Genomic DNA, 14,527 nt, shown 5'->3' on the forward strand with positions numbered 1-14,527 from the left:
TCAGACAGCCGGGCTCCCAGGAAATTGGGGTTTTTCCGATGCGTGAGCGGGGTCACTGAACATCACTGTAGACGAGTTGTATACAACCTGTCTATATTTGAAGCAGAAGTTTTCCAGACGTCCCAAAGCTTCTGAATGCAACTCGTATACTGGGCTACGCGAGAAAGGCTCTGCATGATCCAGATGACCCCCACTGCACAGTCGCAGCCAGAAGTGGCCTACCAGTGGATGAAAAGCTACATCGCAGCCCTGCCCCGTGAGGAAGAAACTTTCCTGAACGAGGGAGTCCTGGCCAAGACCACAGGTACCTCACGAACCCCCGTGCGCGAGGCACTGCTGCGCCTTGAAGCTGAAGGATTCGTCAAACGGATCCCGCACAAAGGCGCCTACGTGCCACCCATCTCGGATCCCGACGTCCGTGCCATCCTGCAGGCCAGGTCCGTGGTGGAGAAGTGGGCTGTTTCGGCAGTGGAAACCATGCTCGAAGCGCAGATTGATGCCTTCCAGGGAATCATCGAACAACAGCAGGAAGCCAAGGAAGATCCAGCCCGGTTCATCGAACTCGACACCGAATTCCACACCTTGATGGTTCGTGCCGGGGGCAACCCTGTCCTCGCCGACTTCTACGCGTCGCTACGGCAAAAACAACTCAGGATCGGCGTCAAAGCAGTAACCCGAGGCGCAGACCGCGCCGGAGACGTCCTCCGGGAACACCAACTGATCGTTGACGCCCTCCGCAGCCGAAGCCTCGAAGCAGCACACCAAGCCATCGATGCACACTTGGAGTCCACCCGCTTGGCGGTCATCGGGTACTAGGCTCCGCTAGTCCTCGCTATGCAGCTCCCGCTGCCGTGCGCTGAGCAGCTCAAACTCAGGCCGGGCAGCCACGAACCGTTCAACGGCGTCGAGCACTTGCTGGAGGTGGGCATGATCCGGGGACACTACGGCCGCGCCAACCAAGGCCCGCCGATGCTGGTCCTGCAGCCCGGTCTCAGCAGCTGAAACATCGAAGCGCCGCTTGAGTTCGGCCACGAGCGGCCGCATCAGCGAGCGTTTCTCCTTGAGGCTATGTACATCGCCCAACAGGACGTCGAATTCAATCCAGCCGATCCACATGGTTCATTATCGCCGCAGGTCAGTGGGATGGAACTGTGAGGACTTGATGGAATCTTGAGGAAATGCAGTAACGCACCTTGAGTTGGGGTTGGCAGTGTCTATGAGGTTGGCCTTATATGGCTGACGGACTCATTCGCTGCTAGTTACTCAGGACTGACATCGTGACCCAAACCCCTGCCAGACCACGCCCGCGCCTCCACGCCAGACCACGCACGGTCCGGATCCTGCTCGTAGGCGCCGCAACCCTGGCGCTTGCGACCGCCACGGTTCCGGGTGCCACCGCCGCACCCGCGCAAGGATCTGCCCTGCAGACCTCATCAAGCGTCTCGGCCCTCGCGGGCCAAGCTGAGCAGACATTGGTGGTGCCCGTGACAGCGGGCTTGGAACCCACCCGGGTGAAGGGGGCCATCGCAGTGTCGGGGAAGCCTGAAGGCACGGTCCGGGCAACGGTCAATGGCCGGGTAGTCCTCGAGGCCAGCGCGGCCGCCAGCATCCCCCTTGACGCCGCAGTAACAGGCGCGGACGTTGTTGGCCAGCAACTGACGGTAGGGCTGCAATTCGTCCCCGCAACGCAAACCATGTGCGTCGTCTCCACTGCCACAGCCACCCTCAACAACCTGGTGGTGGACTTCAGTGGAACGGCAAAGGCTCCCAGCACGGTTGGCGAGTTCTTCCCGGTGTCCGTGCCCGCCGTCGTGCTTCCTGTGCCGGCTGATCCCGGCGCGGATGTTTCCGCTGCCGTCATGACTGCTTCCGCTGCCATGTCCCAGCGCTACCCGGACGCCAGCATCAGCATTGTGGCGGAAGCTGACTTGGCGGCGCGGGCCGCGACCCTGCCGTCGGGCAGCCGTGTTCTCAGTGTCGTAGCCGACCAGGGCGAGATCAGCACCACGCTCGGCACTGCCGCCGGGCTGCCGCAGCTTATCCTCAGCGGCCACGATGACCAGCTCCGCACCGCTGCCCGGGCACTGGCCAGCGACAAGACGGCGCTCGCCGTGACGTCATCCGTCACAGGGCTGACGTCCGCCCTGCCTGCCGCTCCCGGACTGACGCAGAGCCTCAAAGACCTCGGAAGCAGCACCCTCAAGCTGTCCGGCTACGGCACCCCGGAATCCTACGTGGGAGTCACCCAGTCACAGTTCGGCGGCCCGGTTTCATCGGTAAAGGTTCAGCTCAAGGGCACGCACACGGCCGTTCCCGACAACGCCCAGGCGCAGATCTCGGTCTTCTGGAACGACTACCTTCTCAGTTCAAAGAACCTCGACGGCGGTGACGCCTTCACGGTGGACGCCGACGTTCCAGCCGGCCAGCTTCAGGCGAAGAACGGCCTGCGGATCCGCTTGGCCGCCCTCCCTGCGGGCGGCGATTGCACGGGACCGGCGGGCATCATGCCCATGGAAGTAACCCTGGACACCGCGGGAAGCACCCTTACCGCCGTCCGCGGCGGTTCCACAAAGCCCGGCTTCGCACGGTTTCCCCAAGCCCTTGGCCAGAGCGTTCCCGTGGCCTTCGCCGACGGCAACGCACAAGCCAACACCGTCAACGCAGCCACCTTGGTAGCAGCCCTGCAGCGTGACAGTGCCTCCTTGCTGGACGCCCGCGTGGTGGGCATCGACACCTTGGCTGGCTCCAGCGAGTCCGGACTGGTGGTGGGCGCCACCGCGGACGTCGCCAACAAGCTCTCGGCACCGCTGCGGTTGGCGGAGTTCCGCACCATCGCACCTGCCGACGTCGAATACGGCGTGGGCACCACCGCGCCGTTCGGGGTGTTGGAGGCCTTTGAACAGGGCGGCCGCGATCTTTTGCTCCTCGGTGCTTGGGCGCCGGAAGGCGAGACTGCAGCGGTGTCCACGCTTCAAGCGTCGCTGGCCTCCCACGTCAGTGGTGTTGAAGGCGGCTGGGCTTCACTTTCCCGGAACCTCCTGGTCACGCAACCCTCCGGCACGCCCGTCCTGCTGGAAAGCAACGTGGTGGTTCCGCAGAAGGCTGTCACAGACGACTACCGGCCCTACGCCTGGTGGATCGGAGGGGCAGTGGTTGTGCTGGGGCTGGCCTACGTACTTCGTAGCTTGTTGATGCGGCGTCGTGCCAAGGAAGCGCAGGCTTACGTGGACGCTGAACAGGCGGCCACCCCATCGGATCATGGCAACTAGCGTCGCCACACGGCGCCGGGCTGCCCACCGGCGGCCGGCGCTGCGGTCCCTGACACTGCTGGTCACGAGGGGCTGGGCCCGGCTGGGTGCGCCAGTGGTTGGCCGCAAAGTTCCCGGCACCAGGATCATCGCGGTGGTTTCACTGGTGGTGGGTTACGTCGCCTGCCTCTACACGATCGGCCACGGCACCAACCTGGACTACTCCGACGCCCAAAGCCACCTGACCATCGCCAGGCGCATCTTCGACAGCAAGGCGCCCGGCTTTGAACAGCTGGGCACCGTCTGGCTTCCCATGCCGCACCTGCTCCTGGCCCCTTTCGTCCTGAACATGTGGATGTTCAGCACGGGCTGGGCCGCAGGAATCCTGGGTATCCTGGCGCTGTCAGCCACCGCGACCGGCCTGTACCTCATAGCAGCCCGCCTTGGTCTGGGCAGGGCAGGGCGTCTCGCCACCACCCTGGTGGTCCTGGCCAACCCGGCGGTTCTGTACGTCTACACCACGGCCTTGACCGAGCCTGTGCTCATCATGTGCATCGTGGGCGGCATGGCGGGGTTGGCGCATTGGGCAACCAGCCGCCGTCGAATGAGCGCCGGTGAACTGGCTGTCTTCGCCGGTATTCCGTCGGCCGCGGCAGTGCTGTCACGGTACGAAGGCTGGGCGCTGGTCATGACCGGGACCCTCTTCGTGCTCATCGTTGCCAAGCGCCGCACCGGGGCGTGGCGGGAGGCCTTCATCATGGCCGGCGGCTACGTGATGATCCCGGCCGCAGCAGTGCTCTGGTGGATCTCCTACAACTGGGCCATTTACGGCAATCCGCTGGAGTTCATGTTTGGGCAATACTCCGCTTACGCGCAGCAGAAGAACATCACCGACGGCGGACTGTTGCCTACCAAGGGCAACCTGGGACTGACGTTGACTACTTTCCATTGGTCGTTGCTGGAGACTTCCGGCGTGGTGGTCCTCGCCTTGGCGGCGTGCGGCGGCGTCGTGCTTGTCTTCAGGCGAGGCTTTGCCAACAGCACCCTGCTGGTGGCGGTGACCGGCAGCGCCTACGCTTTCGCGCTGCTGAGCCTGTTCCTGGGCCAGACGGCCATCAATAACGACCACTCGCTGCCGGCCACGTGGTGGAACAACCGCTTCGCGCTGACGGCCCTGCCGCTGGTGGCAATCCTGGTTGCCGTGTTCGTTCACGAGCTGGCCCGGCCCGCCCGCATCAGGCCCGTGCTGATCGGCGCCTTGCTGGCGGGACTCGTGGTGCAGAACGTGTGGTGGGCTGAGGACCCGGCAGGCCGGCTCGCCGTGTTGGCCGAAGGAAGAATGTCCGCTGAATCAACCACAAATTCCACGGCCGCCGCGCGCTGGCTCAACCAGCACTATGAATCCGGCGGAATCCTGATGGACGAGAGCGCCCGGGGCAACGCGGTGCTGCCAGTGTTGGGCATTCCGCTCAAGGAGATCTACAACAGGGCATCGGGCGACTACTTCGGGCCTGCTCTGGAAGACCCTGCAAAGTACGCCAAGTGGGTGTTCGTCAACGTGGAAGCGGGCACGGGTGCACGGGATTCAGGCCCCACGGACCTGGTGTACCAGGCCATGGTCAAGGACCCCTCTTTCAACGTCCGCTATTCCGTCGCCTTCTCCACACCAACCCACCGGATCTATGAAAGGTCCTCCGACTCATGACACCCACCCCAGACGTTGCGGACGCCACGCTTAACCGGCAGTCCATCGGCCAGACGCTCCTCGCAGCCGGAGTAGTAACCCAGGAACAGCTTCAGGGTGCCTTGGATCGTGCCGCGAGCGAAGGCGGGCTCCTTGGCCGGCACCTCATCCTGGAGGCCGGGCTGGACCGCCGCCGGATTTATGAAGTCCTGGCTGAGCACTGGGACGCCCCGCTGGTTGACCTGGTGGCCGAGCCCGTTGACGACCGGCTGATGGAGATGCTCGGCTACAGCGAGCTGGGGGAGCCGTTTTGGCTTCCGTGGCGGATGGACGGCGACGTCCTAACTGTCGCCACGGCGGTGGCCCCATCGGCTGCCATCGCCCATGAAGCGGCCTTGACGTTCGGGGCCAGCGACGTCGAATTCCGCACCACCACCGACTGGGACATCAACCAGTCCATCCAACGCTCCTTCCGCCGCCACCTCCTTTACGAATCGGCCGAACGCCTCGCTGAAGAACGGCCGGGTGAATCGGCGCGCACAGCCTTGACCCGGTGGCAGCGCTACCTTCCCGTGGTTCTTGTCGCTGGATTGGTGGCGGCATTCGTGCTGTCCCCGCTGACGGCGGTCATTGTGCTGTTGGCCGCCGCGAACGTCGTGTTCCTGGTGAGCATAGGCTTCAAAAGTCTTGCCAGTCTTCGACGTCCCTTCGACAGACTGCACAATGCCGCTGTGGTGCGGGCGAGGGACCGGGAGCGGGCCCTCCGCGGACTTCCTCCGGTGGCTGAGGATAGGGTTCCTGACTCCGAGCTGCCCGTTTACACCATCCTGGTACCGGTGTTCCGCGAGGCCAACATCATCGACAAACTGCTGACCAACCTGGGCCAGTTGGACTACCCGCGGTCCAAGCTGGACGTCCTGGTCCTTCTCGAAGAGGACGACGCCGAGACCATCGCCGCCGCGAAAGCCTCAAGGCCGCCGGAATACGTGCGCATCCTCATCGTGCCGAAGGGCGATCCGCAGACGAAGCCCCGGGCGTGCAACTACGGACTGACGTTCGCCAGAGGCGAGTATGTGGTGATTTACGACGCCGAGGACCGACCTGAGCCGGGTCAGCTCCGCGCGTCCATAGCTGCGTTCAAACAGGACGAATTCGAACGCCGGCACCTCAACCCGGACCGCAAGCCCCTCATCTGCGTCCAGGCCGCGCTCAACTATTTCAACGCAGACCAAAACGTCCTCACCCGGATGTTCACCATCGAGTACACCCACTGGTTCGACTCCATGCTCCCGGGCTTGGACAACTCCGGTATCCCGCTGCCGCTGGGCGGCACGTCGAACCACTTTGTCACGGCCCTGCTGAAGGAAGTTGGCGCATGGGACCCGTGGAATGTCACCGAGGACGCCGACCTGGGACTTCGGGCCGCCGTGGACGGATACCGTGTGGGCGTCATCGATTCCACCACCTGGGAAGAAGCCTGCTCGCAGGTCCCGGCCTGGATCAAGCAGCGCACCCGCTGGATCAAGGGCTACATGGTGACCTCGGCCGTGAATACCCGGAACTCCCTGCGGTACATCAAGAGCACCGGGCTGGCCGGGACCGTCGGGTTCCTCGGCCTGATCCTGGGTACGCCCTTGGCCTTCCTGGCCTACCCGCTGGTGGTGGGGTTCACGGTGGTGACGTACATCGGCTACGACATTGTTGGTTTGGTCTTACCGGAGTGGCTGCTCGTGGGAGGAGTGGTGTCGATGTTGTTCGGCAATGCCATGATGATTGTTGTCTCCGCTGCTGCCACACTGCGCCGCCACGGTTGGCGGATCGCGATCTTCGCCCTTCTCAACCCTTTCTATTGGGTGCTTCACTCAGTGGCCGCCTGGCGGGCGGCGTGGCAGATGCTGACAAGCCCGCACAAATGGGAGAAGACACCTCACGGGCTGGAAGCCGAATATCACGACGACGGTCACTGGACTGCCTGAGGGAGGGCACAGAATCTTGAGCCAATCTTGAGCAAATGCCGCATCGAGGTTGAGTTAGCCCCGCGACACTAAAACAAAGCCGAAGGCTGACCAGCTGAGGGGGTTGGACATGGTGCTCGATGCATTTTCGGTAAGGGTTGCCCTGGGCGTGGTCACTGTGACCCTCTTGGTGCTGTTCTGCGCCTCCTTCCACCGCACGCGCTCGCCGTATGCAGGCTGGTGGAGCCTGGCCCTGCTGGAATTCATGGTGGGCAACGCTGCCTTTCTCCTCAACGGTTCCTCCCACCAGCAATGGGCCAACCCCCTGGGCAACGTCCTGGTGGTGGCTGGAGCATTCAGCGTTTGGGCCGGAGCCAAGACTCTTCGTGACCAGACTGCCGAACCGTGGAAACTGGCACTCGGTCCCGCCGTCACGGCTGTGGCATCCTTCCTGGAAAACCCCGGCAACAATGTATGGTCCGGCGGCTTCGTTTATCTGGCCATGATGACCGTCGGCATAACATTGGCTGCCTACGATCTGTGGTTTATCAAGGCATCCCACTCCCAAGTCCACAAAGCCCTGTCCATTGCCGCAGGCCTGCTGGCGGTCTACTATTTTGGCCGCTGGATGGTTTATGCAGTTGAAGGCCCGGCGAGCCACACGTTCAGCACTTACTTCGGGCCCGCACCGTCCGGGCTGATCTCCTTGGTGCTTCTGGTCACCGTGTCTTTCAGCATGACGGCCCTTACCAGCGACCAGCTCATCAAAGGCCTTAAGGAACGGGCTGCCCGGGATCACCTGACGGGCCTCCTCAACCGCGGGACTTTCCTGGAATTGGCCTCTGCTGAACTCGACCGCCTGCATTCGACGGGGTCGGGCGCTGCCGTGGTCCTGGCCGACCTGGACCACTTCAAGGCCGTCAATGACGAATACGGCCACGGAGCCGGGGACGTGGCCTTGCAAGCATTCGCCGAAGCCTGCGCCGCCTCAGTCAGGTCCACGGATCTCATCGGCCGCTACGGTGGCGAGGAATTTGTTCTCTTCCTGCCTGGGGCCACCCAGGACCGGGCCGAGAGCATCGCGACTGAAATCAGCCGCCGGATGGCGGCCATGCGCGCGCCGGAGGGCGTCGCCTTCCCCACCATCAGTTACGGAGTCACCTCCAGCATCCCTGCGGGTGCCGACTTGAACTTCATGATCGAAGTGGCGGACGCGGCCCTTTACAGCGCCAAAGCACAAGGACGAAACCGAATTGTCGGAGCGGACCGCCTCGAGGCGGCAACTATTGCGGATGAGGCAAGATCATGACCATTAACGAACTCACCACCAGGATCCAGGTGCAGCACACCCAGGAACTTTCCGCCTTCCGGCAAAACATCACCAGTGCTCCCTACATGGCGGGAACGCCCACCTTGCTGAACGCGGACCGCCGTTCGGTCCGGATGGGGCCCGTCCAGTCAGTCGAGGACGCCAACGCCAACCTGACCATCGTCGCCGACGTCGAAGGCCTCGCCTGGTTCACGGCAGACAAGGGCCTCCTTGGCAGTTGCATCACGGTGTCCATCGCGGGCCATCGCAGGAACACCGGTACCCGGGTCCACCTCCCGCTGGCCGAATGCGACGCCTGGATTGAGGCGATCCTCGGGGGATCGTGGATCACCCACGTCTACCGGGCCGGGAACAGGGTTGAGCCGGACGGCAGGCTGGACATCGCCTCCTACAGGCTCTTCCTGGACGAGCGCCGAAACCCTGTCTCGAAGCCGCAGGCCGTTGCCGACTCAACCCTGCGCGGCCTGGAAGAATCGTGACCAGTGTCAGCCCGGGCAGGGCCGCCGATCTTGATCCCAGGATTGAGGAACTGGAGCGGCACATCCAAGCCCTGATGCAGGAACTCCACCAAGCGCGCTACGAACAGCGCCAGGAGGCGCTCACCGATGCCCTCACCGGGCTTGGCAACCGGCTGGCCTTTGTGGATGCGTTCATCGAGGCCCAAGCTGCTGCGGTCAAGGGTTCCCCTCCGCCTGCGCTCCTCCTCCTGAACCTGGACGGGTTCAAAGCACTGAAGAACTCCGCCGGCCATGCCGCTGCGGACCAGGTTCTGGTAACCGTTGCGATGCGCATCCGGTCGGCCGTCCGGGAGGACGACGTCGTCACCCGCCTCGGCGGCGACGAGTTCGCCGTGCTGTTGCCCGCCACCCCGCAATCCCGGGCCGCCACCGTCGGCAACCGCATCCTGGCCGCCTTGGAACCGAACATCGACCTCGGGAACAACAGCGTCCGTTGCGGTGCCAGCATGGGCCTGAGGATCGCGGAGCCACACCATAGCGTCGAGGACCTGCTTCAGGAAGCCGATTTTGCTGTCGAGGAGTCCAAGAGCGAGGGCCGGAACAAGCTCAAGTTGTTCGATCCCGCCACCCTCCACGCCCGCCAGCTCCAGCGGCAAATTGTGGGTGAACTCCGTGAAGCCATCCGCTCGGATCAACTGGTCCTCTTCTACCAGCCGATCGTGGAGTTGGCCACGGGAAAGATTGAAGGCTGCGAGGCCTTGGTCCGGTGGAACCATCCCGTCCATGGCCTCATCATGCCGGACCAGTTCATTCCCGTTGCAGAGGCTACGGGCCTGATCGCCGAATTGGGCAGATGGGTCCTGCGCACGGCCGTGCGGCAGTTGCGGGAGTGGCGGGACAACCCGGCCACGGCACAGCACGTCTTTTCCATGCGCATCAATGTCTCGGCCGAGGACCTCCAAAGCCTGGAGTTCGTGGATGACGTCAGCGAGGCCATGGCAGAGGAAAGCCTGGCCCCGGAATTGCTGGTTCTGGAGCTGACTGAGAGTGCCATCATCCAGAACAACGAGCTCGACCGCTACACACTGGCAAGCCTGCACAGGCTGGGTGTGGGACTTGAGATCGACGATTTCGGTGCCGGCTACTCGTCCATGGGCTACCTGCGGAAACTGCCCGTTGACCGGGTGAAAGTGGATCGCCAGTTCGTGAAGGACCTCGGGAAGGACCCATCCCAGCTCAGCTTCGTGGCCGCAATCCAGGAAGTCATCCGCTCATGCGGGCTGGAAGGAGTCTGGGAAGGTATCGAGACCGCCGAGCAAGCAGACGCCCTTCGGAGCATCGGTTGCGCGAGCGGGCAAGGGTATTACTTTGGCCGGCCGTTGCCGCAGGCTGAGTTCACGGAGCAGCTGGGCAGGCAGCGGACCTGGCCGGCTTGATCTCCCTGTGAGACAGCAAAAGGCCCCTGCAACCGTCCTTGCGGACGGGTGCAGGGGCCTTTTGGCTGGCCAGTCCTAGCCGAAGTACTTCGGCAGGGTGGCTTCGTGTGCTTCGCGGAGAGCGTCCAGGGAGAGCTCGTCCACGCCGTTGATCTCCAGCTTTCCACCAGCGGCGTCAACTACGCCGATCCGGAGGTGGGCGAAGCCGCGGGCGGTGCACATGTCCTTGAAGCGGACTTCCTCCGAGCGCGGCACGGACACGATGGCCCGGGCCTGGGTCTCGGAGAAGAGGGCCGTGAACAGGTCCACGCCGTCGCGCTCCATGAGTTCCTCAAGGGCGATCCGGGCGCCGACGCCGTAGCGCAGCGAGGACTCCACCAAAGCAGCCGCGAGGCCACCTTCGGAGAGGTCGTGTGCTGCGTCAACCATGCCGTCGCGGGAAGCGTTGATCAGGATTTCGCCCAAGGCACGCTCTGCTGCGAGGTCAACCTTCGGCGGCAAGCCACCAAGGTGTCCGCGGAGGTTGGACCACTCCGAACCATCCAACTCTGCTGCGGTGGTGCCCAGCAGGTAGATGGCCTGGCCGTCCTCGCGCCAGCCCGACGGCGTGCGGCGGGCGACGTCGTCGAGCTTGCCCAGAACTGCCACCACAGGGGAGGGGTGGATCGGCGTGGTGCCGGTCTGGTTGTAGAGCGAGACGTTGCCGCCGGTCACGGGGATGCCGAGTTCCATGCAGGCGTCGGAGAGGCCACGGATGGCTTCGGCCAGCTGCCACATGACATCCGGGTCCTCGGGGGAACCGAAGTTCAGGCAGTCGCTGACGGCCATCGGAACGGCGCCGGAGGTGGCCACATTGCGGTAGGCCTCAGCCAGCGCGAGCTGTGCACCCTGGTACGGCTCAAGGTAGGTGTAGCGGCCGTTGGCGTCAGTAGCCAAGGCAACGCCCAGGCCGGTTTCCTCGTCAACGCGGACCACGCCGGCGTCGTCCGGGAACGCCATGGCAGTGTTGCCGCCAACGTAGCGGTCGTACTGCTTGGTGATCCAGGCCTTGCTGCACATGTTGGGCGATGCCACCAGTTCGGTGACGGCTGCGGCCAGCTCGGTGGGAGCCGACGGACGGCCAGCGTCCTCAACGGAACCGGTGAAGGAGTTGGCCTGCACCGAGTCCTGCCACTCCGGGCGGGCAAACGGGCGGTCGTAGACCGGGCCGTCGTGCGCAACGGTGCGGGGATCGACGTCGACGATTACTTCGCCTTCCCAGGTGATGATGAGGCGACCGGTGTCGGTAACTTCACCCAACCAGGAGTACTCCACGGCCCACTTGTCCATCACAGCTTCAAATGCGGCGATGTTCTCCGGGGTGACCACGGCCATCATGCGTTCCTGCGACTCGGACATGAGGATCTCGCCCGGGGTCAGCGTGGGGTCGCGCAGGAGGACAGAGGTCAGCTCAACCTCCATGCCGCCGTCGCCGTTGGAGGCGAGCTCGGACGTGGCGCAGGAAATACCTGCAGCGCCGAGGTCCTGGATTCCTTCAACCAGCGAGCCCTTGAAGAGCTCCAGGCAGCATTCGATCAGGACCTTCTCAGCGAAGGGGTCGCCCACCTGGACGGCCGGACGCTTGGAGGGCTTGGTGTCATCGAAGGACTCGGAAGCGAGCACCGAAGCACCGCCGATTCCGTCGCCACCCGTGCGGGCACCGAACAGGACAACCTTGTTGCCCTTGCCGGAGGCGTTGGCGAGGCGGATGTCCTCGTGGCGCATGACGCCCACAGCCAGTGCGTTCACCAGCGGGTTGCCCTGGTAGACGGAGTCGAAGACCATTTCGCCGCCGATGTTCGGCAGGCCAAGGCAGTTGCCGTAGCCGCCGATGCCGGCAACAGCACCGTGCATGACGCGGGCGGTGTCCGGGTGGTCGATTGCACCGAAGCGCAACGGGTCCATTACGGCAACCGGGCGGGCACCCATGGAGATGATGTCGCGGACAATGCCGCCGATGCCGGTAGCGGCACCCTGGTACGGCTCAACGAACGACGGCGAGTTGTGGGACTCGATCTTGAACGTCACGGCCCAGCCGTCGCCCAGGTTGGTGACGCCGGCGTTCTCGCCGATGCCCACCAGCATGTCCTTCTTCATTTCCTCGGTGACCTTCTCGCCGAACTGGCGGAGGTGGTTCTTGGAGGACTTGTAGGAGCAGTGCTCGCTCCACATGACGGAGTACATGGCCAGCTCGGCGCCGGTGGGGCGGCGGCCCAGGACCTTGACGATCTCGTCGAACTCGTTCTGCTTCAAGCCCAGCTCGGCCCACGGGAGTTCCGTGTCCGGGGTCTTGGCGGCGTGCTCAACGGTATCGATGTTGAACTTCTTGGTGGTTTCCGTGGTCACTTGTCGCCTCCCACAATCTTGGTCAAAACGGAGGTGAAGAAACCGAGTCCGTCGGTGTCGCGGGGCTCGCCATTCAGTGACTCAGGACCAAAGCCCGTCTCCACAGCGTGCTCCGGGTGCGGCATGAGGCCCACCACGTTGCCTGCGGCGTTGGAGATGCCTGCGATGTCGCGGCGGGAGCCGTTCGGGTTGAAGCCCACGTAGCGGAACACCACGCGGCCCTCAGCCTCAAGGGCATCCAGGGTCTTCTCGTCAGCGATGTACTGGCCGTCTTGGTTCTTCAACGGCACAATGATTTCCTGGCCATCGGTGTAGTCCACGGTCCAGGCGGTGTTGGCGTTCTCCACGCGCAGCGTCTGGTCGCGGCAGATGAACTTCAGGTGGTCGTTCTTGATCATGGAACCGGGCAGCAGGTGCGACTCGGTCAGGATCTGGAAACCATTGCAAATACCCAGAACCGGGAGCTTTGCTTCGGAGTTGGCAGCGTCGATGATCTTGGACATCAACGGAGCGAAGCGGGAAATGGCACCCGCGCGGAGGTAGTCGCCGTAGGAGAAGCCGCCGGGGATGATGACTGCGTCAACATCGCCCAGTTCGCTGTCGGCGTGCCAGAGCGAAACGGCAGTGCCGCCTGCAAGCCGCACTGCACGGGCGGCGTCGCGGTCATCAAGGGTGCCGGGGAAGGTCACGACGCCGATCTTGGCGCCTGCCAAGCGGGGTTCCGCGGCGACGGCGACTGCCTCGCCAATCAGGGGGATCGACGTCATATCAGGCCTCGACGACCTCGACGTTGACAACATCCTCGATCACCGGGTTGGACAGGAGGGTCTCGGCAGCTTCGCGGGCCTGGGCCAGGATAGCGTCGGTCACCTCGCCGTCGACGGTGAGTTCAAAACGCTTGCCTTGGCGGACTGCGCTGAAGCTGTTGAAGCCGAGGCGGGGCAATGCACCCACGATGGCCTTCCCCTGGGGGTCCAGAATCTCGGGCTTGGGCATGACGTCAACGACGATCCGGGGCATCCGGTAACTCCTGTGCGTGAGTTGGGTGAACCTTAAATAAGGCTGCCGCGGAGGTGCCGTCTCACGCCATTCAGCCGCATTCAAACAGCGTCTTGAACACAGGGTTAAACACGGTGGTGAACTGCAATGTTTGAACGGCGTGGGGGGCGCTCCGCGAGCTTGCACACCCATTCTACCGGGAGTGGCGCCCATACCCTATTCAGCCGGATTGCGCGAGGACACCCCGCCGCGGCGGGGAAAAAAGAGCCAACTGAAGGCACGACGGCGGGGGCTGGTTGTGTCTGCTGGCGCGGCTTGCTCCGGCACTGGCAGGGGGTGTCCGGCGTCACTAGGATTGCGGCATGGCTGAGAAACCGAAATCCCTGGTACTGGGCGTTGTGGCCGCGGCCGTTTTTGCGGGCTTGGGCCGCATGGTCATCCAGAAAGTCATCGCCGACCGAGCGGCGCGGGACAACCGTGTGACCGCTCCGTTGGACGCTGAAACGCGGGCCAAAATCAGTGACGCATTGCGTACTCCAAGTAAGTGAAGCCTCACCTTGGAACTGCCGTTTTTCGGCGGAATGGCGCGGATTAGGGCACATACAAATGCGTTATTCAATCGGGTCAACTGGCGTGATTTCGGCGTAGTTTGGAAAGTACACGCGGGGTTCAGCCCCAGTACTATTCAGGATCCACACCAGGAGGAACAATGACCGAACACATTGCCGAAGTATCCGCCTGTAGCGTTGGCAGCTGCGGATTCAACCATGATGGCTGCACCGCCTTTGGAATCACTATTGGTGGGACCGCGGACCACGCTTCCTGCGCAACTTTCATTGACACGAATGCCATGGGCGGCCTTCCCAAGGTCCTCGCCCACGTGGGAGCTTGCCAGCGGTCCGAGTGTGTCCACAACAACAACCTCATGTGCGAGGCGCACGACGTCAAAGTTGGCCCGGGCCGCGAGGCCGCTGACTGCCTGACGTACGAGCACGCCTGACGGACAACACCAAAGCGGGCCTGACCTCATTC

13 protein-coding genes are annotated in these 14,527 nt (G+C 63.6%); 9 read left to right on the top strand and 4 right to left on the bottom strand.

Annotation, left to right across the window (positions count from 1 at the left end; all coding sequences use genetic code 11):
- Positions 1 to 174: 174 nt before the first annotated feature.
- Complete coding sequence (locus tag N7568_RS14795; RefSeq protein ID WP_261610550.1) at positions 175 to 816, top strand: GntR family transcriptional regulator; 642 nt, start codon at positions 175 to 177, stop codon at positions 814 to 816.
- A 6-nt stretch (positions 817 to 822) separates the two neighbouring features.
- Here N7568_RS14795 and N7568_RS14800 read toward each other — a convergent pair whose 3' ends face one another.
- A complete protein-coding gene (locus tag N7568_RS14800; protein WP_261610551.1) occupies positions 823 to 1,116 on the bottom strand; it encodes a DUF503 domain-containing protein in 294 nt (97 codons plus the stop codon).
- Between the two features lie 161 nt (positions 1,117 to 1,277).
- On the opposite strand from N7568_RS14800, the gene N7568_RS14805 reads away from it, so the two are divergent.
- The 6 genes from N7568_RS14805 (at position 1,278) to N7568_RS14830 (ending at position 10,111) form a co-directional block, all read left to right on the top strand.
- Positions 1,278 to 3,269 carry a cellulose biosynthesis cyclic di-GMP-binding regulatory protein BcsB gene (locus N7568_RS14805; protein WP_261610552.1) on the top strand — a complete coding sequence of 664 codons (1,992 nt, stop codon included), beginning with the start codon at positions 1,278 to 1,280 and terminating at the stop codon, positions 3,267 to 3,269.
- The gene (locus N7568_RS14810) at positions 3,259 to 4,953 is read left to right on the top strand and encodes an ArnT family glycosyltransferase (RefSeq protein WP_261610553.1); all 1,695 of its coding nucleotides are present in this window, start codon (positions 3,259 to 3,261) and stop codon (positions 4,951 to 4,953) included. The genes N7568_RS14805 and N7568_RS14810 overlap by 11 nt, the downstream gene beginning before the upstream one ends.
- Positions 4,950 to 6,908: a glycosyltransferase gene (locus N7568_RS14815; RefSeq protein ID WP_261610554.1), complete on the top strand. Its 1,959-nt coding sequence runs from the start codon at positions 4,950 to 4,952 to the stop codon at positions 6,906 to 6,908. The genes N7568_RS14810 and N7568_RS14815 overlap by 4 nt, the downstream gene beginning before the upstream one ends.
- Before the next feature lie 109 nt (positions 6,909 to 7,017).
- Entirely contained in the window at positions 7,018 to 8,196 is a 1,179-nt protein-coding gene (locus tag N7568_RS14820) for a GGDEF domain-containing protein (protein WP_261610555.1), read from the top strand.
- Positions 8,193 to 8,696, top strand: a complete 504-nt coding sequence (locus N7568_RS14825; protein WP_261610556.1) for a hypothetical protein — start codon at positions 8,193 to 8,195, stop codon at positions 8,694 to 8,696. Before N7568_RS14820 ends, N7568_RS14825 begins: the two co-directional genes overlap by 4 nt.
- Positions 8,693 to 10,111: a putative bifunctional diguanylate cyclase/phosphodiesterase gene (locus tag N7568_RS14830; protein ID WP_261610557.1), complete on the top strand. Its 1,419-nt coding sequence runs from the start codon at positions 8,693 to 8,695 to the stop codon at positions 10,109 to 10,111. Before N7568_RS14825 ends, N7568_RS14830 begins: the two co-directional genes overlap by 4 nt.
- A gap of 75 nt (positions 10,112 to 10,186) precedes the next feature.
- Here the strand turns inward: N7568_RS14830 and purL are convergent, their stop codons facing one another.
- Genes purL through purS form a run of 3 tightly spaced genes read right to left on the bottom strand, consistent with a single transcriptional unit; the run spans position 10,187 to position 13,516 of the window.
- Positions 10,187 to 12,496 carry a phosphoribosylformylglycinamidine synthase subunit PurL gene (gene purL, locus N7568_RS14835; RefSeq protein WP_024819426.1) on the bottom strand — a complete coding sequence of 770 codons (2,310 nt, stop codon included), beginning with the start codon at positions 12,494 to 12,496 and terminating at the stop codon, positions 10,187 to 10,189.
- On the bottom strand, positions 12,493 to 13,263 hold the full coding sequence (purQ, locus tag N7568_RS14840) for a phosphoribosylformylglycinamidine synthase subunit PurQ (protein ID WP_261610558.1): 771 nt from the start codon (positions 13,261 to 13,263) through the stop codon (positions 12,493 to 12,495). Before purQ ends, purL begins: the two co-directional genes overlap by 4 nt.
- Position 13,264: 1 nt before the next feature.
- The gene (gene purS / locus N7568_RS14845) at positions 13,265 to 13,516 is read right to left on the bottom strand and encodes a phosphoribosylformylglycinamidine synthase subunit PurS (RefSeq protein ID WP_011773385.1); all 252 of its coding nucleotides are present in this window, start codon (positions 13,514 to 13,516) and stop codon (positions 13,265 to 13,267) included.
- Between the two features lie 341 nt (positions 13,517 to 13,857).
- Here purS and N7568_RS14850 point away from each other — a divergent pair, with 341 nt between their 5' ends.
- Both N7568_RS14850 and N7568_RS14855 read left to right on the top strand, forming a co-directional pair.
- Positions 13,858 to 14,043 carry a hypothetical protein gene (locus tag N7568_RS14850; RefSeq protein WP_261610559.1) on the top strand — a complete coding sequence of 62 codons (186 nt, stop codon included), beginning with the start codon at positions 13,858 to 13,860 and terminating at the stop codon, positions 14,041 to 14,043.
- Between the two features lie 161 nt (positions 14,044 to 14,204).
- Positions 14,205 to 14,495 carry a DUF1540 domain-containing protein gene (locus tag N7568_RS14855; protein ID WP_261610560.1) on the top strand — a complete coding sequence of 97 codons (291 nt, stop codon included), beginning with the start codon at positions 14,205 to 14,207 and terminating at the stop codon, positions 14,493 to 14,495.
- Positions 14,496 to 14,527: the final 32 nt, after the last annotated feature.

This window comes from Paenarthrobacter aurescens (assembly GCF_025421775.1).
In the GTDB taxonomy this organism is placed as follows: Bacteria; Actinomycetota; Actinomycetes; order Actinomycetales; family Micrococcaceae; genus Arthrobacter; species Arthrobacter aurescens_B.